Raw genomic sequence first — 22,912 nt, 5'->3', positions numbered from 1 at the left:
AGATTGGCGCTTTTCCCTTTGCTTTCAGGCTTGTAGGCGACTAAATGTGCTGTTTTCGATGCAAATGAGCATGGCGCGAGGTTTCAGTCGCCATTTATCTGGAGTAGGCTCGAACGCAGCCAGATGTTCAATCCATAGATGGAGTTCAGCATGGGATACAAGAAGATTCAGGTTCCGGCAGTCGGCGAAAAAATCACCGTCAATCCAGACCATTCTCTCAATGTTCCTGACCAACCGATCATCCCTTATATCGAAGGTGACGGTATTGGCGTCGACATCAGCCCGGTGATGATCAAGGTAGTCGACGCGGCTGTTGAAAAAGCCTACGGCGGCAAGCGCAAAATCTCGTGGATGGAGGTGTACGCCGGCGAAAAGGCGACCCAAGTCTACGACCAGGACACCTGGCTGCCCCAGGAAACCCTGGATGCGGTCAGGGATTACGTGGTGTCCATCAAGGGCCCGCTGACCACTCCAGTCGGTGGTGGTATCCGTTCATTGAACGTAGCCCTGCGCCAGCAACTCGACCTGTATGTGTGCCTGCGTCCGGTGCGCTGGTTCGAGGGTGTACCGAGCCCGGTCAAGAAGCCCGGTGACGTGGATATGACCATCTTCCGTGAAAACTCCGAAGATATTTACGCCGGCATCGAGTGGAAAGCCGGCTCGCCGGAAGCCATCAAGGTGATCAAGTTCCTCAAGGAAGAAATGGGTGTCACCAAGATCCGTTTCGATCAGGATTGCGGTATTGGTATCAAGCCGGTATCGCTGGAGGGCACCAAGCGCCTGGCGCGCAAGGCCCTGCAATATGTGGTGGATAACGACCGCGACTCGCTGACCATCGTGCACAAAGGCAACATCATGAAGTTCACCGAAGGTGCCTTCAAGGAATGGGCCTACGAAGTGGCGGCTGAAGAGTTCGGTGCCACCCTGCTTGATGGTGGCCCGTGGATGCAGTTCAAGAACCCCAAGACCGGCAAGAATGTGGTGGTCAAGGATGCCATTGCCGACGCGATGCTCCAGCAGATCCTGCTGCGTCCGGCTGAATATGACGTGATCGCGACGCTTAACCTGAACGGCGACTACCTGTCCGACGCCCTGGCGGCGGAGGTGGGTGGTATCGGTATTGCGCCGGGCGCCAACCTGTCCGACACCGTGGCCATGTTCGAGGCCACCCACGGGACTGCGCCCAAGTATGCGGGCAAGGACCAGGTCAACCCGGGCTCATTGATCCTGTCGGCAGAAATGATGCTGCGCCATATGGGTTGGACTGAGGCGGCCGACCTGATCATCAAGGGCACCAATGGCGCTATCTCGGCCAAGACCGTGACCTATGACTTCGAGCGCTTGATGGAAGGTGCCAAACTGGTCTCTTCGTCAGGCTTCGGTGATGCGCTGATTTCGCATATGTAGGTGTAGGGCTCAGGCAACAAAAAACGGCCGCCCCTATTTGACTGGGTGGCCGTTTTTTTTATCGCAATTTGCTCGCTCGGCAGCCGATGGTTCAGGCCGTTTGTTTCTTTTCTTTATGAGCGTGCGGGGCTGCGGGTTTTTCCAGTGTTTCCGCTTTCACTGGTTCGATCTTCACGGCGTGCAGCCCTTTCGGTCCTTGAATGATTTCAAAGCTCACAGCTTGGCCCGCTTTCAGCGTTTTATAGCCATCCATTATGATCGCTGAATAATGCGCAAAAAGGTCCTCGGTTTTTCCATCCTCCTGCACAAAGCCATATCCTTTGGCGTTGTTGAACCACTTGACCTTGCCATTGATCTTGACGCCAGACATACACATTTCCTTCTGCACCAGACTCCATCACTGGAGTATCATCCAGTTTATCCGTCCTAACCCGAATAAATAAGGTTGACTGCGCGGACCTTTTTTACCCACTGTGGGTTCTATTGGTTGTAACACCGTTTTGCCGATAGTCAAGGCGACCGTATAGTCAGAGTTGAAATTCTGACAGCTCGCCCCCACCACTGTATTTGAACCACTGACGAACCTTTCTTTCCATGCATGCAATCAGCCAGATTCGACTAACATTCAATCAGGATCGACCGGATCACGAACACGATGACGACGGTTCTGCAGGCATTGCTGTTCAGGAGGCCAAGCCTGCTTTACAGGCGCCGCCGATGTACAAGGTGGTTTTGTTCAATGATGACTACACACCGATGGATTTCGTGGTCGAAGTGCTCGAGGTGTTTTTTAACCTGAACCGCGAGTTGGCGACCAAGGTAATGCTGGCCGTTCACACAGAAGGACGGGCAGTATGTGGAGTGTTTACCCGCGACATCGCCGAGACAAAGGCCATGCAGGTCAACCAGTACGCCAGGGAAAGCCAGCATCCGCTACTCTGTGAAATCGAGAAGGACGGTTAACGCCGACCACTTGGGTATGAGGTGAAGCTATGTTAAACCGCGAGCTCGAAGTCACCCTCAATCTTGCCTTCAAGGAGGCTCGTTCGAAGCGTCATGAATTCATGACCGTCGAGCACCTGCTGCTGGCACTTTTGGATAACGAAGCTGCCGCCACCGTATTGCGTGCGTGCGGCGCCAACCTCGACAAACTCAAGCATGACCTGCAGGAGTTTATCGACTCCACCACGCCACTGATCCCCGTGCATGACGAGGACCGCGAAACCCAGCCAACCCTGGGCTTCCAGCGGGTGTTGCAGCGTGCTGTTTTCCACGTACAGAGCTCCGGCAAGCGTGAAGTCACGGGCGCCAACGTGCTTGTGGCGATTTTCAGCGAACAGGAAAGCCAGGCGGTATTCCTGCTCAAGCAACAGAGCGTTGCCCGTATTGATGTCGTCAACTATATCGCCCACGGTATCTCCAAGGTACCTGGGCACGGCGATCATTCCGAGGGTGAGCAGGAAATGCAGGATGACGAGGGCGGTGAGTCTTCTTCTTCGGGCAATCCACTGGATGCCTATGCCAGCAACCTTAATGAATTGGCGCGCCAGGGGCGGATCGATCCGCTGGTAGGGCGTGAGCTTGAGGTGGAGCGTGTCGCGCAGATCCTCGCGCGCCGTCGCAAGAACAACCCGCTGCTGGTGGGTGAGGCGGGTGTCGGTAAAACCGCGATCGCCGAAGGCCTGGCCAAGCGCATCGTCGATAACCAGGTGCCAGACCTGCTGGCCAACAGCGTTGTCTATTCACTGGACCTGGGCGCGTTGCTCGCGGGCACCAAGTACCGTGGCGATTTCGAGAAGCGCTTCAAGGCTTTGCTTGGCGAATTGAAAAAACGCCCGCAGGCGATCCTGTTCATTGATGAGATCCACACGATCATTGGTGCCGGTGCGGCGTCCGGTGGGGTGATGGATGCGTCCAACCTGCTCAAGCCTCTGCTGTCGTCGGGTGACATTCGCTGCATCGGTTCGACCACGTTCCAGGAATTCCGTGGGATCTTCGAGAAAGATCGCGCACTGGCGCGTCGCTTCCAGAAAGTCGACGTGTCCGAGCCTTCGGTTGAAGACACCATCGGTATCCTGCGCGGGCTCAAGGGCCGTTTCGAGGCGCACCACGGCATCGAGTACACCGATGAAGCATTGCGGGCGGCGGCTGAGCTGGCATCGCGCTATATCAATGACCGTCACATGCCGGACAAGGCGATCGATGTGATCGATGAGGCGGGTGCTTATCAGCGTCTGCAGCCGGTCGAGAAGCGCGTGAAGCGCATCGACGTGGCCCAGGTCGAGGATATCGTGGCGAAAATTGCGCGGATTCCGCCAAAACACGTCACCAGCTCCGACAAGGAACTGCTTCGTAATCTGGAACGTGACCTCAAGCTCACCGTTTTCGGCCAGGATGCGGCCATCGACTCGCTGTCCACCGCGATCAAGCTGTCGCGTGCGGGCCTCAAGTCGCCGGACAAGCCTGTCGGTTCGTTCCTGTTCGCCGGCCCTACCGGCGTTGGCAAGACCGAGGCTGCGCGGCAGTTGGCCAAGGCCATGGGTATCGAGTTGGTGCGGTTCGACATGTCCGAGTACATGGAGCGTCACACCGTGTCGCGCCTGATCGGTGCGCCTCCAGGCTATGTTGGCTTCGACCAGGGCGGCCTGTTGACCGAGGCAATCACCAAGCAGCCGCATTGCGTATTGTTGCTCGATGAAATCGAGAAGGCTCACCCGGAAGTCTTCAACCTGCTGCTGCAGGTCATGGATCACGGGACCCTGACCGACAACAACGGGCGCAAGGCGGACTTCCGCAATGTGATCGTGATCATGACTACCAACGCCGGTGCTGAAACGGCTGCGCGGGCCTCGATCGGCTTTACGCATCAGGATCACTCGTCCGATGCGATGGAAGTCATCAAGAAGAGCTTTACGCCGGAGTTCCGCAACCGCCTGGACACTATTATCCAGTTTGGTCGCCTCAGCCATGAGGTCATCAAAAGTGTGGTGGACAAGTTCCTTACCGAGCTTCAAGCGCAGTTGGAAGACAAGCGCGTGCAGTTGGACGTAACGGACGCGGCGCGCAATTGGCTGGCAGAGGGTGGCTACGACGCGGCAATGGGTGCACGCCCAATGGCACGTCTGATCCAGGACAAGATCAAGCGGCCATTGGCCGAGGAGATCCTGTTTGGCGAATTGTCCGACCATGGTGGCGTGGTGCATATCGACCTGAAGGACGGCGAGCTGACCTTCGAGTTCGAAACCACGGCTGAAATGGCCTGATCGATAGCTGCGGGCGCCAATGTGGGAGGGGGCTTGCCCCCGATAGCAGTGTTTCAGTCGCTACATGAGTGGCTGATCTACCGCCATCGGGGGCAAGCCCCCTCCCACATTTGGTTTTGGCGCTTGGTAAATAACACGCACACAAAAACGCCCGGCATAACCGGGCGTTTTGTATTGACTTGATTAGCGAGCGCGGTAAGTGATGCGCCCTTTGCTCAAGTCATAGGGCGTCAGCTCGACGCGCACTTTGTCACCGGTAAGAATACGAATGTAGTTCTTGCGCATCTTGCCGGAGATATGCGCGGTTACGACGTGCCCATTTTCCAACTCCACACGAAACATGGTGTTGGGCAGGGTGTCGACGACAGTGCCTTCCATTTCGAAGCTGTCTTCTTTCGACATGCAGTAAAGCCCTCGGTATCCAGTGAATGGCCCGGTGCAACTGCGCCAGGCAAAAGCGGCGTGCATTGTGCCCGAAAAAGGGTGTTTAAGCCAAGGGGTTCTAGTTAAGCGTGACCCATCTTTGATTAATTAGCAGTTCAATGGGCCGATATTGGGTCTTGTAGTTCATCTTTTTGCAGTTTTTGATCCAGTAGCCCAGGTATACCGCCTCCAGTTCCAGGCGTAGGGCTTCGCCGATTTGCCAGAGGATCGCGAAACGTCCCAGGCTGCGACGTTCCTCGGCCGGCTCATAGAAGGTATAGACCGCCGACAGGCCGTTGGGCAGCAGGTCGGTCACGGCGACGGCCAGCAGGCGGCCGTCGAGGCGAAACTCGTAGAAGCGCGAGAAGGGCAGGTCGCGCACCAGGAACGTGGAAAACTGGTCGCGGCTGGGGGGGAACATATCGCCGTCGGCATGGCGTTGTTCAATGTAGCGCTGATACAGGTCGAAGTATTCTTCGCTGAATCGAGGCTTGCTCGCGGTGACAGTCAGGTCGGCATTGCGCTTGAGGATGCGCTTCTGGTTGCGATCGGGTAAAAACTGCGCCACCGGGATGCGTGCCGGCACGCAGGCATTACAGTTCTGGCAGTGGGGCCGGTAGAGGTGATCGCCGCTGCGCCGAAAACCCATTTCCGAAAGGTCGGCATACACATGCACATCCATCGGCTGGCTGGGGTCGAGGAACAGGGTGGTGGCCTGTTCGTCTGGCAGATAGCTGCAAGAGTGGGCTTGAGTGGCATAAAACTTCAAACGCGCCAGCTCGGTCATGATCAACCCTCGGATAAGCTTTGAAATAAGTGTAAGCCAGGTGCGCGGATGTCGCCTAGGAAACCCACGGCCCAGAGCTGGGTTGATCCAAGTGGTCGTGCAGGAAGCCGGCGAACTCGCTGCGGGGGATGGCGCGGGCGCCCAGGCTGTGCAGGTGATCATTGGGCATCTGGCAGTCGATCAGCACAAACCCCCAGGCCTGCAATTGACGGGTCAGCGTGACGAAGCCAAATTTCGAGGCGTTGTCAGCGCGGCTGAACATGGACTCGCCAAAAAAAAGCTGGCCCATCGCCAGGCCATACAGCCCGCCCACCAGCTCTCCGTTGTCCCATACCTCCACGGAGTGCGCATAACCGCGTTTGTGCAGCGCCTGGTAGGCGCTCTGGATGCCTTCGGTGATCCAGGTGCCATCGGCATAGGCGCGGGGCGCGGCGCAGGCCTGGATGACCGCTGCGAAGTCCTGGTCGAACGTCACGGTATAACGCTGTTGGCGCAATAATTTGCCCAGGCTGCGGGATACGTGCAGCTCGTCCGGAAAAATCACGGTGCGCGGGTCCGGCGACCACCACAGGATCGGCTGGCCTTCCGAGAACCATGGAAAGCAGCCATGGCGGTAGGCCTGAATCAATCGTTCGGCCGACAGGTCGCCACCGGCGGCGAGCAGGCCGTTGGGTTCGCGCATGGCTTTGGCCAGCGGCGGGAAGGTCAGGGTATTGCGTTGCAACCAGGTCAGCATGGCATCCAGGCTTACGGAAGGGGAGGGGAGTGGCAGGCATGTTGACTGCCCCAAGGGGGTGATTATTGTCGACCCAGCGCCATGGGGCCAGTCCGAATCGGCCATTGGCGTGGATTAACGTGAGCGGAAGGTTCTGCAACTCTGTGCGCGAGGTGTGGTCGTAATCGGGTCTGGCCGATGCAGGCCATTTGCCAAGCTTGCCTGGATTGGCAAAAACAGCTCATAAGCCTTTGTCAGCAAAGACAATGCATGCTCAAATTGAACATGGTGTGACACACAATTGGCTATGCTGCCTGAAGAAAGGCAAGTGGCGTGGCATCGGGGGCACAAACCCGTACAATGCGGCCATTGTGGCGTTATCGCCGTTTCGTGAATCAGTCACGGAATGTTAAAAGTAAATTCAACAATGTTCGTTCATTTTTCAACTGCTCGGATTGAGCGGTAGTGTGCAGTCATTCAACAGATGGACGCGCTGAAGGCGCAGGAAAAGACCCGTTTTGAAGAAATCCACCGCGACACCCAAGACAGTCGTGCCGGCCTGGCGCCAGCACCTGCACTATCGACTCAAGGAAGGTGCGCTGATCGCTATCGGTGCGTTGTGCCTGTTCCTGATGATGGCCTTGCTCACCTATGGCAAGGACGATCCGGGCTGGAGCCACAACAGCAAGATCGAAGACGTGCAGAATTTCGGTGGGCCTGCCGGTTCCTACAGCGCCGATATCCTGTTCATGGTATTGGGCTACTTCGCTTATATCTTCCCGCTGTTGCTGGCGATCAAGACCTGGCAGATCTTCCGCCAGCGTCATGAGCCGTGGCAGTGGAGTGGCTGGCTGTTTTCCTGGCGGCTGATCGGCCTGGTGTTCCTGGTGCTGTCCGGCGCGGCGCTGGCTCATATCCATTTCCACGCGCCCACCGGCCTACCGGCGGGCGCAGGTGGCGCATTGGGCGAAAGCCTCGGCGACCTGGCGCGCAAGACCCTGAATATCCAGGGCAGCACCCTGATGTTTATCGCATTGTTCCTGTTCGGCCTCACGGTGTTCACCGACCTGTCATGGTTCAAGGTGATGGACGTGACCGGCAAGATCACCCTTGACCTGCTGGAACTGTTCCAAGGCGCTGCCAACCGCTGGTGGGCGGCCCGGGTCGATCGCAAGCGCATGGTCGCGCAACTGCGTGAGGTGGATACCCGCGTCAACGAAGTGGTCGCGCCGAGTACGCCGGATCGCCGCGAGCAAGCCAAGGTCAAGGAACGCTTGATCGAGCGCGAGCAGGCCCTGAGCAAGCACATGTCGGACCGTGAGAAACAGGTGCCACCGGTGATCGCCCCTGCGCCGACCAAGGCCCCGGAGCCGAGCCATCGCGTCCAGAAAGAGAAGCAGGCCCCCTTGTTTGTCGACAGCGCGGTCGAAGGCACCTTGCCACCGATCTCGATTCTCGACCCGGCCGAAAAGAAACAACTCAATTATTCCCCTGAGTCCCTGGCGGCCGTCGGCCACCTGCTGGAAATCAAGCTCAAGGAGTTCGGCGTCGAGGTATCGGTGGATTCGATCCACCCCGGCCCGGTGATTACCCGTTACGAAATCCAGCCCGCCGCTGGCGTCAAGGTCAGCCGCATTTCCAACCTGGCCAAGGACCTGGCGCGCTCCCTGGCCGTGACCAGCGTGCGCGTGGTGGAAGTTATTCCCGGCAAGACCACCGTGGGTATCGAGATTCCCAACGAAGACCGCCAGATCGTGCGCTTCTCCGAGGTGCTGTCGACGCCGGAGTACGACAACTTCAAATCGCCGGTGACCTTGGCTCTGGGCCATGATATCGGCGGCAAGCCGGTGATCACCGACCTGGCCAAGATGCCTCACCTGCTGGTGGCCGGTACCACCGGTTCCGGTAAGTCGGTGGGTGTGAACGCGATGATCCTGTCGATCCTGTTCAAGTCCGGCCCGGAAGACGCCAAGCTGATCATGATCGACCCGAAAATGTTGGAATTGTCGATCTACGAAGGCATTCCACACCTGCTTTGCCCGGTAGTCACCGACATGAAGGACGCCGCCAACGCCCTGCGTTGGAGCGTGGCCGAGATGGAGCGCCGCTACAAGCTGATGGCGAAGATGGGCGTGCGTAACCTGTCGGGCTTCAACGCCAAGGTCAAGGAAGCCCAGGATGCCGGCACGCCGTTGACCGACCCGCTGTACAAGCGCGAAAGCATCCACGACGAAGCGCCCTTGCTGAGCAAGCTGCCGACCATCGTGGTGGTAGTCGATGAATTTGCCGACATGATGATGATCGTCGGCAAGAAGGTCGAAGAACTGATCGCACGTATTGCCCAGAAAGCGCGTGCGGCCGGTATCCACTTGATCCTCGCCACCCAGCGTCCTTCGGTGGATGTGATCACCGGCCTGATCAAGGCCAACATTCCGACCCGGATGGCGTTCCAGGTTTCCAGCAAGATCGACTCGCGCACCATCATCGACCAGGGCGGCGCCGAGCAATTGCTGGGTCACGGTGACATGCTCTACATGCCGCCGGGCACCAGCCTGCCGATCCGGGTCCACGGCGCCTTCGTTTCCGACGACGAAGTGCATCGTGTGGTGGAAGCCTGGAAACTGCGCGGCGCGCCGGAGTACAACGATGACATCCTCGCCGGTGTCGAAGAGGCCGGCAGCGGCTTCGACGGTGGCAGCGGCGGCGGTGACGATGATGCCGAAACCGATGCGCTGTACGACGAGGCCGTGGCGTTCGTGCTGGAAAGTCGTCGCGCCTCGATCTCCGCGGTGCAGCGCAAGCTGAAGATCGGCTACAACCGCGCCGCCCGTATGATCGAAGCCATGGAAAACGCTGGCGTCGTCACCGCAATGAACACCAACGGCTCGCGCGAAGTCATCGCTCCTGGGCAGATGCGCGACTGATCACGCGCCGCGTGGCATTACGCGGCGCGCCTTAAACGACTCAATGAGGACTCCCATGCGTCTTATCCGCATGCTGTTGTTGCCGGCACTGGCCCTGACTGCTGTCTCGGCCCACGCTGACCAGGCTTCCGTCGACAGCTTGAAAAACCTGTTGGACAAATCCCAGACCCTGACTGCGCGTTTCTCCCAGCTGACCCTGGATGCCGGTGGTACCCGGTTGCAGGAAACCGCGGGTGAGATGGCCGTGCAGCGTCCAGGCCTGTTTTACTGGCACACCGAAGGTAAGGCTGAACAGACCATCGTTTCCGACGGCAAGAAGGTCACGCTGTGGGATCCTGACCTGGAACAGGCGACCATCAAAACGCTGGATCCGCGCCTGAGCCAGACCCCGGCGCTGTTGCTGTCGGGCGACGTGTCGGAAATCAACAAAAGCTTCGACATCACCTCCAAGCAAACCAGCAATGTGATCGAATTCACCCTCAAGCCGAAATCCAAGGACACGCTGTTTGACAGCCTGAACCTGTCGTTCGGCAACGGCATGATCAACAACATGCGCCTGATCGACAGTGTCGGCCAGCGTACCGATATCCTGTTCTCCGGGGTCAAGGCCAACCAGCCGGTACCGGCATCCAAGTTCAAGTTCGACATCCCCAAGGGTGCCGACGTGATCCAGGAATAACCTGCCTAGAGGTCTCAAGCGCTGCCCATGGATCTGTTTCGAAGTGACCCGATTGCCCAGCCCCTGGCCGCGCGCTTGCGCTCCACCAACCTGGATGAGTATGTCGGTCAAGAACACCTGCTCGCTCGCGGTAAGCCTCTGCGCGAAGCCCTGGAGCAGGGTGCGCTGCACTCGATGATTTTCTGGGGGCCGCCGGGCGTGGGTAAAACCACCCTGGCCAGGCTGCTGGCGAAGGTCTCCGACGCGCACTTTGAAACGGTCTCGGCGGTCCTGGCCGGGGTCAAGGAGATCCGCCAGGCCGTCGAGGTCGCCAAGCAGCAGGCCGGGCAATACGGTAAGCGCACCATCCTGTTCGTTGACGAAGTGCATCGCTTCAACAAGTCGCAGCAGGATGCATTTTTGCCTTATGTCGAAGATGGCACGCTGATCTTTATCGGGGCCACCACCGAGAACCCGTCCTTCGAATTGAACAACGCCTTGCTCTCTCGGGCGCGGGTCTATGTGCTCAAGAGCCTCGACGAAGCGGCGATGCGCAAGCTGCTGCATCGCGCCTTGAGCGAAGACAAGGGCTTGGGCAAGCGTCAGCTGAGCCTCAGTGACGAAGGCTTCAAGATCCTGCTGAGCGCCGCCGACGGCGACGGCCGACGCTTTCTCAACCTGTTGGAGAACGCCTCCGACCTGGCCGAAGACGGCAGCGAAATTGGCGTTGACCTGCTGCAAAGTCTGCTCGGCGATACCCGCCGCCGCTTCGACAAGGGTGGCGAAGCCTTCTATGACCAGATCTCCGCACTGCACAAGTCGGTACGTGGTTCCAACCCGGACGGCGCGCTGTACTGGTTCGCGCGGATGATCGATGGCGGGTGTGACCCGTTGTACCTGGCGCGCCGCGTGGTGCGCATGGCCAGCGAAGACATCGGCAACGCCGACCCGCGCGCCTTGAGCCTATGCCTGGCGGCCTGGGAGGTGCAGGAGCGCCTCGGTAGCCCTGAAGGCGAGTTGGCGGTGGCCCAAGCCATCACCTACCTGGCCTGCGCGCCAAAAAGCAACGCGGTGTACATGGGGTTCAAGTCGGCCCTGCGGGCCGCCGCCGAGCATGGTTCCCTCGAAGTACCGCTGCACCTGCGCAATGCCCCGACCAAACTGATGAAGCAACTGGGCTATGGCGATGAATATCGCTATGCCCACGATGAGCCGGACGCCTATGCCGCCGGCGAAGATTACTTCCCCGAGGAACTTGAGCCGCAGCCGTTCTACCAGCCAGTGCCTCGCGGCCTGGAGCTGAAGATCGGTGAAAAGCTCAATCACCTCGCCCAACTCGATCGCCTCAGCCCAAAACAGCGGAGAAAGTAGTGCTCAAGACGATTCTTGCCGTGTCCGTTGCCGGCATCGCTGGTACATTATTGCGTTTCGCCACCGGTACTTGGGTAAACGCCAATTGGCCGAAGCATTTTTATGCGGCGACCCTGGCCGTCAACCTGGTGGGTTGCCTGATCATTGGGCTGTTGTACGGCTGGTTCCTGTTGCGCCCGGAAGTGCCGATTGAAATTCGGGCCGGCTTGATTGTCGGCTTTGTAGGCGGTCTGACGACCTTTTCATCCTTTTCACTGGATACGCTGCGCCTGCTGGAAAGCGGGCAGGCCCTGGTCGCCTTCGGGTACCTGGGCATCAGCGTGTTCGGCGGGCTGCTCGCCACCTGGGCCGGCCTGTCCTTGACCAAACTTTGATAAACGAGAGACCGACATGCTCGATTCCAAACTGTTACGTAGCAACCTTCAGGACGTAGCGGACCGCCTGGCATCCCGTGGCTTTGCCTTGGATGTTGCGCGCATCGAAGCGCTGGAAGAACAGCGCAAGACCGTCCAGACCCGCACTGAAGCACTGCAGGCTGAGCGTAATGCGCGTTCCAAATCCATCGGTCAGGCCAAGCAGCGCGGCGAAGACATCGCGCCGTTGATGGCCGATGTCGAGCGCATGGGCACCGAGCTGTCCCACGGTAAAATCGAGCTGGACAAGATTCAGGGCGAGCTGGATTCAATCCTGCTGGGTATTCCCAACCTGCCGCACGAGTCCGTGCCGGTCGGCGCCGATGAAGACGGCAACGTCGAAGTGCGCCGCTGGGGCACGCCGAAAACCTTTGATTTCGAGATCAAGGACCATGTCGCCCTGGGCGAACTGAGCGGTGGCCTGGATTTCGAAACCGCCGCCAAGCTGTCCGGCGCGCGCTTCGCCCTGCTGCGTGGACCGATCGCGCGCCTGCACCGTGCCCTGGCGCAGTTCATGATCAACTTGCACACCGGCGAGCACGGTTACGAAGAGGCATACACGCCTTACCTGGTTCAGGCGCCGGCCCTGCAGGGGACTGGGCAACTGCCGAAGTTCGAAGAAGACCTGTTCAAGATCGGTCGCGATGGCGAAGCCGACTTGTACCTGATCCCGACCGCTGAAGTGTCGCTGACCAATATCGTGGCCGGCGAGATCCTCGACGCCAAGCAACTGCCGATCAAGTTTGTCGCACACACGCCGTGCTTTCGCAGTGAGGCCGGTGCATCGGGTCGCGATACCCGCGGCATGATTCGCCAGCACCAGTTCGACAAGGTCGAGATGGTGCAAGTGGTCGAGCCGTCGACCTCCATGGAAGCCCTCGAGGGGCTGACCGCCAACGCCGAACGCGTCCTGCAATTGCTGGAGCTGCCGTACCGCGTACTGGCGTTGTGCACCGGCGACATGGGCTTCAGCGCCGTGAAGACCTACGACCTCGAAGTATGGGTGCCCAGCCAGGACAAATACCGCGAGATTTCGTCGTGCTCCAACTGCGGTGATTTCCAGGCGCGTCGCATGCAGGCGCGTTTCCGCAACCCGGAAACTGGCAAGCCGGAGCTGGTGCACACCCTCAACGGTTCGGGCCTGGCCGTTGGCCGCACCCTGGTGGCGGTGCTGGAAAACTACCAGCAGGCCGACGGCTCGATCCGTGTACCTGACGTGCTGAAGCCTTACATGGCGGGCATTGAGGTCATCGGCTAAATGGAATTTCTGCCGCTGTTTCATAACCTGCGCGGCAGTCGTGTGTTGGTCGTCGGTGGCGGGGAGATTGCCTTGCGCAAATCCCGGCTGCTGGCCGACGCCGGTGCGTTGCTGCGGGTGGTTGCTCCCCAGATTGAACCCCAGTTGCGTGAACTGGTGCTGGGCAGTGGCGGGGAGCTGATGTTGCGCGGTTATCAGGAGGCCGACCTTGAGGGGTGCACCCTGATCATCGCCGCGACGGATGACGAACCACTGAATGCGCAGGTGTCCAGTGATGCCAGGCGCCGTTGTGTGCCGGTCAACGTGGTGGATGCACCGGCCTTGTGCAGCGTGATCTTCCCGGCGATTGTCGACCGTTCGCCCTTGGTGATCGCGGTGTCCAGCGGCGGCGACGCGCCGGTGCTGGCACGCTTGATCCGCGCCAAGCTGGAAACCTGGATTCCGTCTACCTACGGCCAATTGGCCGGGTTGGCGGCGCGTTTTCGCGCCCAGGTCAAAGCCTTGTACCCGGATGTGCAGCAACGCCGCGCGTTCTGGGAGGAGGTGTTCCAAGGCCCGATTGCCGACCGGCAACTGGCCGGGCAGGGCGATGAGGCCGAGCGCCTGCTGATCGACAAGGTCAACGGTGCGCCGCCTTATGCGCCGGGTGAAGTCTATCTGGTCGGCGCTGGCCCGGGCGATCCGGACCTGCTGACCTTCCGCGCCTTACGCCTGATGCAACAAGCCGATGTGGTGCTGTATGACCGCCTGGTGGCGCCGGCGATTCTCGAGCTGTGCCGTCGCGATGCCGAGCGGGTGTATGTCGGCAAGCGTCGCGCCGATCACGCCGTGCCCCAAGACCAGATCAACCAGCAATTGGTGGACCTGGCCAAGCAAGGCAAGCGCGTGTTGCGCCTCAAGGGGGGGGATCCGTTCATCTTTGGGCGGGGTGGCGAAGAAATCGAGGAACTGGCGGCCCATGGCATCCCGTTCCAGGTGGTGCCGGGAATTACCGCCGCCAGTGGTTGCGCGGCGTATGCCGGGATTCCGCTGACACACCGCGACTATGCGCAATCGGTACGCTTTATCACCGGGCACTTGAAGGACGGCACCTCGGACCTGCCTTGGCAGGACCTGGTGGGGCCTTCGCAGACGCTGGTGTTCTACATGGGCCTGATTGGCTTGCCGATCATCTGCGAGCAGTTGATCAAGCATGGTCGCGCGGCGGATACCCCGGCAGCGCTGATCCAGCAGGGCACTACCGCCAACCAGCGCGTGTTTACAGGCACCTTGGCTGACTTGCCGCGCATGGTGGCGGAGCATGAAGTGCATGCGCCGACGCTGGTGATTGTCGGTGAGGTAGTGGTGTTGCGTGAGAAGCTGAAGTGGTTTGAAGGCGCCCAGGCCCAGGTCTGAGCCTGAATGCATCGGGGGCAAGCCCCCTCCCACATTTTGGAATGCATTCCAATGTGGGAGGGGGCTTGCCCCCGATAAGGCCATTTGATCCAACCAGTCCTCTGGATCAGCTCCAGACACCCTTACCGCTCAACCGTCCACGATCATGCTTGGCATCGAACGCCTGCAACGGCCCCTTCGGCACAATCCCGGTCGGATTGATCGTCCGGTGGCTGGCGTAGTAATGCCCCTTGATGTGCTCGAAATCCACCGTCTCGGCCACGCCCGGCCACTGATACAGCTCCCTCAACCAATTCGAAAGGTTCGAATAATCGGCAATCCGCCGTAGGTTGCATTTGAAGTGGCTGTAGTACACCGCATCAAAACGAATCAGCGTGGTAAACAGCCGCACATCCGCTTCGGTCAGGTATTCGCCTGCCAGGTAGCGATGGTCGCCCAGGTGCTGTTCCAGGTAGTCCAGTTCGGCAAACACATCATCAAACGCGCTTTCGTACGCTGGCTGCGAAGTGGCGAAGCCTGCGCGATACACACCGTTGTTGACGGCGGGGTAGATGCGCTCGTTCAGCGTGTCGATGCTTGGGCGCAGCGCCTCGGGGTAGAAGTCCAGGGTATTGCCGGTCAGTGCATTGAACGCACTGTTAAACATGCGAATGATCTCTGCCGATTCGTTGCTGACGATGCGATTCAACTGCTTATCCCACAGCACCGGCACGGTAACGCGCCCGGTGTAGTCGGCGGTGTCGGCGGTATAGCGTTGGTGCATGAAGTCGAAGCCATCCAGCGTATCGCCACTGGAGCCGAGGGCCTTGTCGAAGGTCCAGCCGTTTTCCAGCATCAGCCAGCTGACCACGGAGACGTCGATCAGGCTTTCCAGGCCCTTGAGCTTGCGCAGGATCAGGGTACGGTGCGCCCAGGGGCAGGCCAGGGAAACATACAGGTGATAGCGACCGGCCTCGGCCTTGAAGCCACCCTCACCACTTGGCCCGGGCTGGCCATCGGCGGTCACCCAGCTGCGGCGTTGCGCCTGTTCCCGTTGGAAGGCGCCATCGGCGCTACTTTCGTACCACTGGTCATGCCAGTGTCCTTTGATCAGCAAACCCATGATGGGCTCCTTGGCTAATAAACGTTGGAGCCCAGTCTAGAGGGATGAGTTCGAACTAAAAGCGCAAAGACCGGAAGTTAATGATCGATTAAATCGATTTGTCCCGCGCGTCCCAGTATTGCTGGGCCAATTCGAACGCCTGTTCCCGTGGGTGGCCGAGGCCGCGCAGCGCCAACGCCATGGTGGCGATCAGGGCCAGTTGCGGGTAGCTGTCCTCGACGTCGCCGCGCCACAGTGCCTTCAAGTGCTCCGGCTCAAGCGTGGCCGGCTTGACATGGCGCTGGGCGGAGAGGGCGGGCCATTCTTCGTCCCAACTGGCCCCGCCCGTGGTGCCGTACAGGTGGCTGAGCGTGTCGGGGTTGATCTCGATCTCGCCACCGTCGCCCTTGACCACAATCACATTGTCGCCAAGCAGGCCGCTGGCATCGCGATGAACACCCTGGTAGCCCGGGTGGAAAATGCTTTGCAGGCCGCACCGGGCATTCAGTGGGTTGAGCAGGCGCGCCAGGGAGTGGATCGGTGAACGCAGGCCCAGGGTATTGCGCAAGTCGATCATGCGTTGCAGTTGCGGTGCCCAATCGCCGAGCGGGATAAACGCCAGGTTGCCGTGTTCATAGGCCGCCTCCACCTGCTGCCAGTTGCGGCACAGCGGGATCTGCAAGCCTTCCAGCAATTGCTCGGTGTACAACCGGCCGGCGGTGTGTGCGCCGCCGCCGTGCATCAGGATGCGCACGCCATGTTGCGCCAGGCATTTGGCCGCCAGCAGGAACCAGGGCAGGTGGCGTTTCTTGCCGGCATAGGTTGGCCAGTCGACATCTACGTTCAGTGCCGGTGCGTGCAGGCGTTCGCGCACGGCTTCGGTGAAGCCAGCGAGCTCTTCAGGGCTTTCTTCCTTATGCCGCAACAGCATCAGGAAGGCGCCGAGCTGGGTGTCCTCGACCTTTTCATCGAGCAGCATGCCCATGGCTTCGCGCGCTTCTTCGCGGGTCAGGTTGCGCGCGCCGCGTTTGCCTTTGCCCAGGATGCGTACGAATTGCGCAAAGGGGTGCTCGGCAGGGGTTTCGAGGGTCAGCGGGGCAAAGTCGGTCATAAGCAATTCGTCGGCCTTGGCAGGCCCGCCAGCTTGGCGGCGAGTTTGGCGGGAGTGCCGTTGAACAGTTTGTTGAGGTGCAGGCTGTTGCCCTTTTCCGGGCCCAGCCTCAAGGCGGTGTACTTGATCAGGGGGCGCGTGGCGGGGGACAGCTGGAATTCGGCATAGAACTGGCGCAGCAACTCGAGGATTTCCCAGTGGTCCGCGGTCAACTCCAGAGGCTCGGCGGCGGCCAGGGCGTTGGCCACGTCGACGGACCATGCGTTCAGGTCGACGAGGTAGCCGTCCTTGTCCAGTTCAAGGGTACGAGCGCCTACGGTCAGGGTGTTCATAACCAGCTGTTGACCTTGTCGTAGTCAATCGACAACTGCACGAAACCCGGGTAGTCCACGCTATCGGCCCAGTCTGGCAGCGGTAGATTACGCGCCAGCATGTCCTCGGCCAGCACAAAGACCTTCACCCCCCTGGTCAGCAGGGCAGGGGCGTGCAGCCCGTAGGCGCCATCGCCGCAGAGCAGGATGGCGTCCTCGCTGCCGCAGATACGCAGGCAGCTCTCGAGGCGGCTATCGGTAAACGGGGAGTGGGATATCACATGTAAAGTCGACATCAGAGGGTGATCACCTGGTCGTAACGGTCAATCAGCTGGGTGATGGCTGCGCTGTCCAGCGGCTGGGCAAGGGTCGAGTGCACAAGCCCGCGGGCGGCGAGGCTGTGGCTGCAGGCGAACACGTCGTCGATGCCAAACAGTCCCAGCGCCTGCAGGTTGGCGCTGAGGTCTTTTTGCTGCACGGCCTTGGCGTCCTGGTGCGGGGCCAGTTGGAACACGCCGTCATCGAGCAATAGCAGGCCGATGGGCAGGTCGAACGCGCCGCCGGCCAGCACGATGTCCAGGGCCTCCCGCGCACTCGGCCCGGACCAAGGCGCCTGGCGGCTGATCACCAGCAAGGATTTGGCCATGTCACGGTCCTCCAAAACAGATCAGGCGGTCGGCCGCCTGGGCGGCGTCATGCAATTGGCCCAGGCCGGACAATGCCCATGGCGCTTCCAGGTTGACCGCGCTGCGTTGATAGCGCGTGGCTTCTTCGTGATTGAGCACGCCACGGCGCAACGCCGCGGCGATGCAGACGACGCCATCGAGCTGATGCGCGCTGACCAGCTCACGCCATTGGCGGGCAATATCCTGCTCGTCCTGGGGCGTGACGATGGCATTGGAAGCGCTGTACACGCCATCCTGGTAAAAAAACAGGCGCACAATCTCATGCCCACCGGCCAATGCGGCCTTGGCGAACAACAAGGCGCGGCGCGAGGAGGGCGCGTGGGCGGCGGAAAACAGTGCAATCGCGAACTTCATGGAACACTCTGCAAGCAAACGTGGGCCAATGATAAAGCCGCCGACGCGAAAAAGCCCGCCATGATCAAAACGGTCACTGTCGCTGATCGTTCTGACGATTGCCGGTCGGCGCAAGGCTGCCTAGTCTGTGGGCATTCGAAACCCAGCAGGAGTCTCCATGTCAGGTCCCTTGGCGTCCCTCAAAGTCCTGGATTTTTCCACCTTGCTACCCGGCCCGTTTGCCTCGTTGATGCTCGCCGACATGGGCGCCGACGTACTGCGCATCGAGTCGCCCACGCGCATGGACCTGTTACGGGTATTGCCGCCCCATGACCAGGGGACGTCGGCAAGCCATGCCTACCTCAACCGCAATAAGCGCAGCCTTGCCTTGGACCTCAAGCAGGCAGAGGCGCTGGAGATTGTGCGCGAGCTGGTCAAGGGCTACGACATTGTGCTTGAGCAATTTCGTCCCGGGGTGATGGAACGCCTGGGCTTGGGTTATGACGCATTGAAGGCGATCAATCCGCGGCTGATTTATGTGTCGATTACCGGCTACGGCCAGACCGGCCCCTATAAGGACCGCGCCGGGCACGATATCAATTACCTGGCACTGGCCGGCGTGGCCAGTTACACCGGGCGTCGGGACAGCGGGCCATTGCCGTTGGGCATACAGTTGGCGGATGTCGGCGGCGGGTCGTTGCATGCGGTGGTGGGCCTGCTCGCTGCTGTGATCGCTCGACAGCAAAGCGGCGTGGGCCAGTATCTGGACGTGAGCATGACCGATTGTTCGTTCAGCCTGAATGCCATGGCAGGCGCTGGCTACCTGGCCTGCGGGGTGGAGCCGGAATGGGAAAGCCATGTGCTTAATGGCGGTAGTTTCTACGATTACTACCGGTCGCGGGATGGGCGCTGGATGTCAGTGGGCAGCCTGGAGCCGGCTTTTATGCAGCGGTTGTGTGAAGCGTTGGGGCGCCCGGAGTTGGCTGCGCAGGGTTTGAAGCCAGAGCAGCAGCCGGCGCTTAAGCAGGCCTTGCAGGTGGAGTTCGAGAAGCGCAGTTTCGAGGAGTTGTGCGAGCTGTTTGCCGGGGTGGATGCCTGCGTTGAACCGGTGCTGACGCTCAGCGAAGCCGTGGCCCATCCGCAGTTAAAGGCGCGGGCGCTGGTCAGCCAGGTGCCCAGGGGGGATGGCTCGAGCCAGGCCCAGATTGCCTGCCCGTTGAGGTTTTCGGAAGGGTTGCCCGCGCCCCGGCACATTGGCGCCGCCGTGGGCGCGCACAGTGATGAAGTGTTGGCGGAGCTGGGTTTCAGTGCCCAGCGCATAGCCGATTTGCGGCGGAGCAAGGTTGTGGGGTGACTTCACCGGCGCTATCGGTGGGCAAGCCCCCTCCCACATTTGACCGCGCTGTCATGTCGATCAACTGTGGGCGTCGGTTTTGCCCGCGATGAGGCCCTGGCAGGCACCGCAACCTTCACTCGACGCGGGTTTCCCCGGTAAACACCAAGGTCTGTCGGCAGCGCCGGCACAGGTAACGCCGCCCCTGCCGCACCAGCCCATGGCGCTGCGGCGAAAATGGGAAGTCGCTGTCGGCACACGGGCAACGATAGATGTAACGGGTCACCTGGCGGCGCTTGATTGCATAGGTGTGGCAGCGGTCCGGCGGTAGTTCATAGACGCCGCGCATGATCAACTGCCATTCCTCGCCATGGGGCTGGATGCGTTCACCAAACAATTGGTGGGCGATCAGGTGCGCGACTTCATGCGCCACGGTTTGCTTCAGGAAGTGTTGGCTGTTTTCTCGGTACAACTGTGGGTTGAAGCGCAGCAGGTTCTCATGCAAATGCGCGACACCGGCTTTCTGGCCCCGCAGCTTGAGGCTGACCTGGGGGCGTTTGAAGCTTCGTTTGAAAAAGGATTCGGCTAGCAGGAAACAATCTTCGACGCGGGTATTGAGTTGCTCGGGCATGCTGTACATATCTCCAGAGGTGCCCAGTATGCCGCAAAGCTGGGTGTTTCCGAATCTGTCAGGCGCCGAATGGTCATGCATGACGCACAAAGCCACCTTGCGGTGGCCTTGCCTGCGGTGTGAATACTCAGTTGGTGTAGATCGGGCCCACGCCCAGGCCCCAGACAATCACGGTAAACGCCATGATCGCGACCAGCACCACCAGGCCCACGGCCAGTACCGAGCTGGAAAACAGGAAGCCTTCATCGGGGTCGATGTTCATAAAAGTCGGCAGCCCTACGTACAGCAGGTACACCGTGTAGCAAATGGCTGCCGTTCCGACCACCATGCCGAGCCACATATGCGGATAGAGCGCCGCGAGCCCGCCGATAAACAGCGGTGTCGCCGTGTAGGTGGCAAAGGCGACACAACGCGCCATGCTGGGGCTGGCGTCGTAGGTGCGCGCCATCCAGTGAATGAAGGCGCCCATGACCGCTACGCCGCCGAGCATGGCCAGGTACGACATGATGGTCATCCACAGCGCGCTTTCCTGGGTCAGCATGACCGGGGAGCGGTTGCCGATGACCCAGCCCACCTGGGTAGTACCGATAAAGGCAGACACGGCGGGGATCGCCGCGAGAATCAAGGTATGAGTGAGGTACATGTGGCCGATGCTTTCTTCTTTATCGCCACGAATTTCCCGCCATTCCTGGTCGGGATGGGTAAAAAGCCCCACGACGTGATGGATCATGCCAGTCACTCCTGTCGTTATTACCATCGCCCCCCATTGGAGCGCCCACGGGCCAGATGGCCTGAAAGGTCTGGATATGTGTGCGACCTCAAGTCGCAGTATAGGAAGTGATGACCGGAAAAACCGTAGGGCTTTAGAGCAAATTGCGCTGTAAACAGTGGGGTTAATCGCGGCGCGGTCTGTAGTCGGCCATGCAGCCAAGTGTGGGAGAGGGCTTGCTCCCTCCTACATTGGAACTTGGCCAACCTTATCGGTAAAATACCCGGCTTTTCGTCACATACCTCCAGCGGATCCAAGCGCCATGGGCACTCTTACGGTCAACCAGAACAAACTGCAAAAACGCCTGCGTCGCCTGGCCGGTGAAGCGGTCGCCGATTTCAACATGATCGAGGACGGCGACAAGGTCATGGTCTGCCTCTCCGGCGGCAAAGACAGCTACACCATGCTCGACGTGCTGCTGCACCTGCAAAAGGTCGCGCCGATCAAGTTCGAGATCGTCGCCGTCAATATGGACCAGAAGCAACCGGGCTTCCCCGAGCACGTACTGCCGGCGTACTTGAAAGAGCTGGGCATCGATTACCACATCGTCGAGAAAGACACTTACTCGGTAGTCAAGGAACTCATCCCCGAAGGCAAGACCACCTGCTCGCTGTGCTCGCGCCTGCGCCGTGGCACGCTTTATACCTTTGCCGACGAAATCGGCGCGACCAAGATGGCCCTGGGTCATCACCGCGATGACATCGTCGAAACCTTCTTCCTCAATATGTTCTTCAACGGCTCCCTCAAGGCCATGCCGCCCAAGCTGCGCGCCGATGATGGGCGCAACGTGGTGATCCGCCCGCTGGCCTATTGCAACGAGAAGGACATCCAGGCCTATTCGGATTTCAAGCAATTCCCGATCATCCCGTGCAACTTGTGCGGCTCCCAGGAAAACCTCCAGCGCCAGGTGGTCAAGGAGATGCTTCAGGAGTGGGAGCGCAAGACGCCGGGCCGCACCGAGAGTATCTTCCGCAGCCTGCAGAACGTGATCCCGTCACAGTTGGCCGATCGCAACCTGTTTGACTTCACCAGCCTGCGTATCGACGAGACCGCCGCTTCGCGCTTCGTCAACGTAGTGAACCTCTGACGCTTTTCAAGGCTCTGAACGACGGCGCTCACGGGCGCCGTTTTCATTTCAATTTCCAGGAGAGGGCATGCGCGATTACAAGTGGCTGCACGAATACTGTCTGAACCGCTTCGGTTCGGCGGCCGAGTTGGAGGCGCACCTGCCAGTGCCCAAGACCCCGGCGCAATTGCGCAGGATCAGTGATGATCGCTACCTGTCGACCCTGGCGCTTCGTGTATTCCGTGCCGGGCTCAAGCACAGTGTGGTGGACGCCAAATGGCCGGCGTTCGAGCAGGTATTCTTCGGTTTTGACCCGGAAAAAGTCGTGCTGATGGGCGCTGAGCACCTCGAGCGCCTGATGCAGGACACCCGTATCATCCGCCACCTGGGCAAGCTCAAGAGTGTGCCGCGCAATGCGCAGATGATCCTGGATATCGAGCAGGAGAAAGGCAGCTTCGGTGCGTTTATCGCCGATTGGCCGGTGACCGATATCGTCGGCTTGTGGAAGTACCTGAGCAAGCACGGCCATCAGTTGGGTGGGCTGTCGGCACCGCGCTTCCTGCGCATGGTGGGCAAGGACACGTTTGTGCCGAGTGATGACGTGGTCGCCGCATTGAATGCGCAGAAGATTGTCGACAAGGCGCCGACCAGCCTGCGCGACTTGGCGACGGTGCAGGGCGCGTTCAACCAGTGGCATGCCGAGAGTGGGCGGCCAATGTGCCAGTTGTCGATGATGTTGGCGTACACCGTCAACCATTGAGCCGGTTTTTTAATGTGGCGAGTCCGCTTGTTGTGGCGAGCGGGCTTGTGGTGGCGAGCGGGCTTGCCCCGCGTTGGGCTGCGAAGCGGCCCTAAGACCGGCTAATTGGTTCTGCCTGAAAGAATGCGGCGCCTGGGTCAGGGCTGCTTCGCAGCCCAACGCGGGGCAAGCCCTAATGCCGTTCAGTTAAGCGTACATCGCCTTCTGTAGGAGCGAG

The 22,912-nt window shown here is 60.0% G+C and carries 24 protein-coding genes; 12 read left to right on the top strand and 12 right to left on the bottom strand.

What is annotated here, in order from left to right:
- Nucleotides 1-150: 150 nt before the first annotated feature.
- Nucleotides 151-1,407 (top strand): NADP-dependent isocitrate dehydrogenase, encoded by a 1,257-nt coding sequence (gene icd / locus AC1Q6I_RS26135; RefSeq protein ID WP_102625113.1) that lies wholly within the window; start codon nucleotides 151-153, stop codon nucleotides 1,405-1,407.
- A 91-nt stretch (nucleotides 1,408-1,498) separates the two neighbouring features.
- Here icd and cspD read toward each other — a convergent pair whose 3' ends face one another.
- The gene (cspD, locus tag AC1Q6I_RS26130; RefSeq protein ID WP_024076165.1) at nucleotides 1,499-1,777 is read right to left on the bottom strand and encodes a cold shock domain-containing protein CspD; all 279 of its coding nucleotides are present in this window, start codon (nucleotides 1,775-1,777) and stop codon (nucleotides 1,499-1,501) included.
- A gap of 224 nt (nucleotides 1,778-2,001) precedes the next feature.
- Here cspD and clpS point away from each other — a divergent pair, with 224 nt between their 5' ends.
- Both clpS and clpA read left to right on the top strand, forming a co-directional pair.
- Nucleotides 2,002-2,370, top strand: coding sequence for an ATP-dependent Clp protease adapter ClpS (gene clpS, locus AC1Q6I_RS26125; RefSeq protein WP_010567912.1), 369 nt, complete (start codon nucleotides 2,002-2,004; stop codon nucleotides 2,368-2,370).
- Nucleotides 2,371-2,399: 29 nt separating this feature from the next.
- Nucleotides 2,400-4,670 (top strand): ATP-dependent Clp protease ATP-binding subunit ClpA, encoded by a 2,271-nt coding sequence (gene clpA, locus AC1Q6I_RS26120; protein ID WP_024076164.1) that lies wholly within the window; start codon nucleotides 2,400-2,402, stop codon nucleotides 4,668-4,670.
- 183 nt (nucleotides 4,671-4,853) lie between these two features.
- Here the strand turns inward: clpA and infA are convergent, their stop codons facing one another.
- From infA to aat, 3 genes are all read right to left on the bottom strand, one after another.
- On the bottom strand, nucleotides 4,854-5,072 hold the full coding sequence (gene infA / locus AC1Q6I_RS26115) for a translation initiation factor IF-1 (protein WP_002553999.1): 219 nt from the start codon (nucleotides 5,070-5,072) through the stop codon (nucleotides 4,854-4,856).
- 100 nt (nucleotides 5,073-5,172) lie between these two features.
- The gene (locus AC1Q6I_RS26110; protein ID WP_024076163.1) at nucleotides 5,173-5,880 is read right to left on the bottom strand and encodes an arginyltransferase; all 708 of its coding nucleotides are present in this window, start codon (nucleotides 5,878-5,880) and stop codon (nucleotides 5,173-5,175) included.
- Between the two features lie 55 nt (nucleotides 5,881-5,935).
- The gene (aat, locus tag AC1Q6I_RS26105; RefSeq protein WP_024076162.1) at nucleotides 5,936-6,616 is read right to left on the bottom strand and encodes a leucyl/phenylalanyl-tRNA--protein transferase; all 681 of its coding nucleotides are present in this window, start codon (nucleotides 6,614-6,616) and stop codon (nucleotides 5,936-5,938) included.
- Between the two features lie 497 nt (nucleotides 6,617-7,113).
- Between aat and ftsK the strand changes: the two genes are divergently transcribed.
- From ftsK to cysG, 6 genes are read left to right on the top strand one after another with little or no spacing between them, the layout of a single operon-like run.
- Nucleotides 7,114-9,519 (top strand): DNA translocase FtsK, encoded by a 2,406-nt coding sequence (gene ftsK / locus AC1Q6I_RS26100; RefSeq protein WP_024076161.1) that lies wholly within the window; start codon nucleotides 7,114-7,116, stop codon nucleotides 9,517-9,519.
- Nucleotides 9,520-9,574: 55 nt separating this feature from the next.
- A complete protein-coding gene (gene lolA, locus AC1Q6I_RS26095; RefSeq protein WP_024076160.1) occupies nucleotides 9,575-10,198 on the top strand; it encodes an outer membrane lipoprotein periplasmic chaperone LolA in 624 nt (207 codons plus the stop codon).
- Nucleotides 10,199-10,225: 27 nt separating this feature from the next.
- Nucleotides 10,226-11,548 carry a replication-associated recombination protein A gene (locus AC1Q6I_RS26090; RefSeq protein ID WP_102625112.1) on the top strand — a complete coding sequence of 441 codons (1,323 nt, stop codon included), beginning with the start codon at nucleotides 10,226-10,228 and terminating at the stop codon, nucleotides 11,546-11,548.
- On the top strand, nucleotides 11,548-11,922 hold the full coding sequence (gene crcB / locus AC1Q6I_RS26085) for a fluoride efflux transporter CrcB (protein ID WP_024076158.1): 375 nt from the start codon (nucleotides 11,548-11,550) through the stop codon (nucleotides 11,920-11,922). The genes AC1Q6I_RS26090 and crcB overlap by 1 nt, the downstream gene beginning before the upstream one ends.
- A gap of 16 nt (nucleotides 11,923-11,938) precedes the next feature.
- Nucleotides 11,939-13,219, top strand: a complete 1,281-nt coding sequence (gene serS / locus AC1Q6I_RS26080; RefSeq protein WP_102625111.1) for a serine--tRNA ligase — start codon at nucleotides 11,939-11,941, stop codon at nucleotides 13,217-13,219.
- Complete coding sequence (gene cysG, locus AC1Q6I_RS26075; protein ID WP_024076156.1) at nucleotides 13,220-14,614, top strand: siroheme synthase CysG; 1,395 nt, start codon at nucleotides 13,220-13,222, stop codon at nucleotides 14,612-14,614.
- A 106-nt stretch (nucleotides 14,615-14,720) separates the two neighbouring features.
- Here cysG and AC1Q6I_RS26070 read toward each other — a convergent pair whose 3' ends face one another.
- From AC1Q6I_RS26070 to tusD, 6 genes are all read right to left on the bottom strand, one after another.
- Nucleotides 14,721-15,716 (bottom strand): glutathione S-transferase family protein, encoded by a 996-nt coding sequence (locus AC1Q6I_RS26070; protein WP_102625110.1) that lies wholly within the window; start codon nucleotides 15,714-15,716, stop codon nucleotides 14,721-14,723.
- 88 nt (nucleotides 15,717-15,804) lie between these two features.
- Nucleotides 15,805-16,806, bottom strand: a complete 1,002-nt coding sequence (locus AC1Q6I_RS26065) for a glycosyl transferase family protein (protein ID WP_024076154.1) — start codon at nucleotides 16,804-16,806, stop codon at nucleotides 15,805-15,807.
- Nucleotides 16,803-17,138, bottom strand: coding sequence for a TusE/DsrC/DsvC family sulfur relay protein (locus AC1Q6I_RS26060; protein WP_102625109.1), 336 nt, complete (start codon nucleotides 17,136-17,138; stop codon nucleotides 16,803-16,805). Before AC1Q6I_RS26060 ends, AC1Q6I_RS26065 begins: the two co-directional genes overlap by 4 nt.
- Nucleotides 17,135-17,413 (bottom strand): sulfurtransferase complex subunit TusB, encoded by a 279-nt coding sequence (tusB, locus tag AC1Q6I_RS26055; RefSeq protein WP_024076152.1) that lies wholly within the window; start codon nucleotides 17,411-17,413, stop codon nucleotides 17,135-17,137. The genes AC1Q6I_RS26060 and tusB overlap by 4 nt, the downstream gene beginning before the upstream one ends.
- On the bottom strand, nucleotides 17,413-17,763 hold the full coding sequence (gene tusC, locus AC1Q6I_RS26050; RefSeq protein WP_024076151.1) for a sulfurtransferase complex subunit TusC: 351 nt from the start codon (nucleotides 17,761-17,763) through the stop codon (nucleotides 17,413-17,415). The genes tusB and tusC overlap by 1 nt, the downstream gene beginning before the upstream one ends.
- A 1-nt stretch (nucleotide 17,764) precedes the next feature.
- Nucleotides 17,765-18,157 (bottom strand): sulfurtransferase complex subunit TusD, encoded by a 393-nt coding sequence (gene tusD, locus AC1Q6I_RS26045; RefSeq protein WP_041160966.1) that lies wholly within the window; start codon nucleotides 18,155-18,157, stop codon nucleotides 17,765-17,767.
- A 157-nt stretch (nucleotides 18,158-18,314) separates the two neighbouring features.
- Between tusD and AC1Q6I_RS26040 the strand changes: the two genes are divergently transcribed.
- The gene (locus tag AC1Q6I_RS26040) at nucleotides 18,315-19,490 is read left to right on the top strand and encodes a CaiB/BaiF CoA transferase family protein (protein WP_024076149.1); all 1,176 of its coding nucleotides are present in this window, start codon (nucleotides 18,315-18,317) and stop codon (nucleotides 19,488-19,490) included.
- Between the two features lie 115 nt (nucleotides 19,491-19,605).
- Here AC1Q6I_RS26040 and AC1Q6I_RS26035 read toward each other — a convergent pair whose 3' ends face one another.
- Together AC1Q6I_RS26035 and AC1Q6I_RS26030 are read right to left on the bottom strand one after the other, a co-directional pair.
- Complete coding sequence (locus AC1Q6I_RS26035; protein WP_041161247.1) at nucleotides 19,606-20,100, bottom strand: SprT family zinc-dependent metalloprotease; 495 nt, start codon at nucleotides 20,098-20,100, stop codon at nucleotides 19,606-19,608.
- Nucleotides 20,101-20,227: 127 nt separating this feature from the next.
- On the bottom strand, nucleotides 20,228-20,830 hold the full coding sequence (locus AC1Q6I_RS26030; protein WP_024076147.1) for a Yip1 family protein: 603 nt from the start codon (nucleotides 20,828-20,830) through the stop codon (nucleotides 20,228-20,230).
- A gap of 301 nt (nucleotides 20,831-21,131) precedes the next feature.
- Between AC1Q6I_RS26030 and ttcA the strand changes: the two genes are divergently transcribed.
- Both ttcA and AC1Q6I_RS26020 read left to right on the top strand, forming a co-directional pair.
- The gene (gene ttcA / locus AC1Q6I_RS26025) at nucleotides 21,132-21,956 is read left to right on the top strand and encodes a tRNA 2-thiocytidine(32) synthetase TtcA (protein ID WP_024076146.1); all 825 of its coding nucleotides are present in this window, start codon (nucleotides 21,132-21,134) and stop codon (nucleotides 21,954-21,956) included.
- 67 nt (nucleotides 21,957-22,023) lie between these two features.
- The gene (locus tag AC1Q6I_RS26020) at nucleotides 22,024-22,695 is read left to right on the top strand and encodes a DNA-3-methyladenine glycosylase I (RefSeq protein WP_102625108.1); all 672 of its coding nucleotides are present in this window, start codon (nucleotides 22,024-22,026) and stop codon (nucleotides 22,693-22,695) included.
- Nucleotides 22,696-22,912 lie beyond the last annotated feature (217 nt).

The organism is Pseudomonas sp. MPR-R2A5, assembly GCF_058793055.1.
This window is presented reverse-complemented; position numbering and strand designations above follow the sequence as displayed.

What these genes read in the sequence shown, in the direction of transcription:
- cysG (WP_024076156.1), top strand. Translation starts at nt 13,220, where the DNA reads ATGGAATTTCTGCCGCTGTTTCATAACCTGCGCGGCAGTCGTGTGTTG.
- cspD (WP_024076165.1), bottom strand. Translation starts at nt 1,777, where the DNA reads ATGTCTGGCGTCAAGATCAATGGCAAGGTCAAGTGGTTCAACAACGCC.
- tusD (WP_041160966.1), bottom strand. Translation starts at nt 18,157, where the DNA reads ATGAAGTTCGCGATTGCACTGTTTTCCGCCGCCCACGCGCCCTCCTCG.
- aat (WP_024076162.1), bottom strand. Translation starts at nt 6,616, where the DNA reads ATGCTGACCTGGTTGCAACGCAATACCCTGACCTTCCCGCCGCTGGCC.
- icd (WP_102625113.1), top strand. Translation starts at nt 151, where the DNA reads ATGGGATACAAGAAGATTCAGGTTCCGGCAGTCGGCGAAAAAATCACC.
- tusC (WP_024076151.1), bottom strand. Translation starts at nt 17,763, where the DNA reads ATGGCCAAATCCTTGCTGGTGATCAGCCGCCAGGCGCCTTGGTCCGGG.
- AC1Q6I_RS26040 (WP_024076149.1), top strand. Translation starts at nt 18,315, where the DNA reads ATGTCAGGTCCCTTGGCGTCCCTCAAAGTCCTGGATTTTTCCACCTTG.
- AC1Q6I_RS26030 (WP_024076147.1), bottom strand. Translation starts at nt 20,830, where the DNA reads ATGATCCATCACGTCGTGGGGCTTTTTACCCATCCCGACCAGGAATGG.
- tusB (WP_024076152.1), bottom strand. Translation starts at nt 17,413, where the DNA reads ATGTCGACTTTACATGTGATATCCCACTCCCCGTTTACCGATAGCCGC.
- AC1Q6I_RS26070 (WP_102625110.1), bottom strand. Translation starts at nt 15,716, where the DNA reads ATGGGTTTGCTGATCAAAGGACACTGGCATGACCAGTGGTACGAAAGT.
- AC1Q6I_RS26065 (WP_024076154.1), bottom strand. Translation starts at nt 16,806, where the DNA reads ATGACCGACTTTGCCCCGCTGACCCTCGAAACCCCTGCCGAGCACCCC.
- AC1Q6I_RS26110 (WP_024076163.1), bottom strand. Translation starts at nt 5,880, where the DNA reads ATGACCGAGCTGGCGCGTTTGAAGTTTTATGCCACTCAAGCCCACTCT.
- clpS (WP_010567912.1), top strand. Translation starts at nt 2,002, where the DNA reads ATGCATGCAATCAGCCAGATTCGACTAACATTCAATCAGGATCGACCG.
- AC1Q6I_RS26090 (WP_102625112.1), top strand. Translation starts at nt 10,226, where the DNA reads ATGGATCTGTTTCGAAGTGACCCGATTGCCCAGCCCCTGGCCGCGCGC.
- clpA (WP_024076164.1), top strand. Translation starts at nt 2,400, where the DNA reads ATGTTAAACCGCGAGCTCGAAGTCACCCTCAATCTTGCCTTCAAGGAG.
- AC1Q6I_RS26035 (WP_041161247.1), bottom strand. Translation starts at nt 20,100, where the DNA reads ATGCCCGAGCAACTCAATACCCGCGTCGAAGATTGTTTCCTGCTAGCC.
- AC1Q6I_RS26020 (WP_102625108.1), top strand. Translation starts at nt 22,024, where the DNA reads ATGCGCGATTACAAGTGGCTGCACGAATACTGTCTGAACCGCTTCGGT.
- AC1Q6I_RS26060 (WP_102625109.1), bottom strand. Translation starts at nt 17,138, where the DNA reads ATGAACACCCTGACCGTAGGCGCTCGTACCCTTGAACTGGACAAGGAC.
- infA (WP_002553999.1), bottom strand. Translation starts at nt 5,072, where the DNA reads ATGTCGAAAGAAGACAGCTTCGAAATGGAAGGCACTGTCGTCGACACC.
- lolA (WP_024076160.1), top strand. Translation starts at nt 9,575, where the DNA reads ATGCGTCTTATCCGCATGCTGTTGTTGCCGGCACTGGCCCTGACTGCT.
- ttcA (WP_024076146.1), top strand. Translation starts at nt 21,132, where the DNA reads ATGGGCACTCTTACGGTCAACCAGAACAAACTGCAAAAACGCCTGCGT.
- serS (WP_102625111.1), top strand. Translation starts at nt 11,939, where the DNA reads ATGCTCGATTCCAAACTGTTACGTAGCAACCTTCAGGACGTAGCGGAC.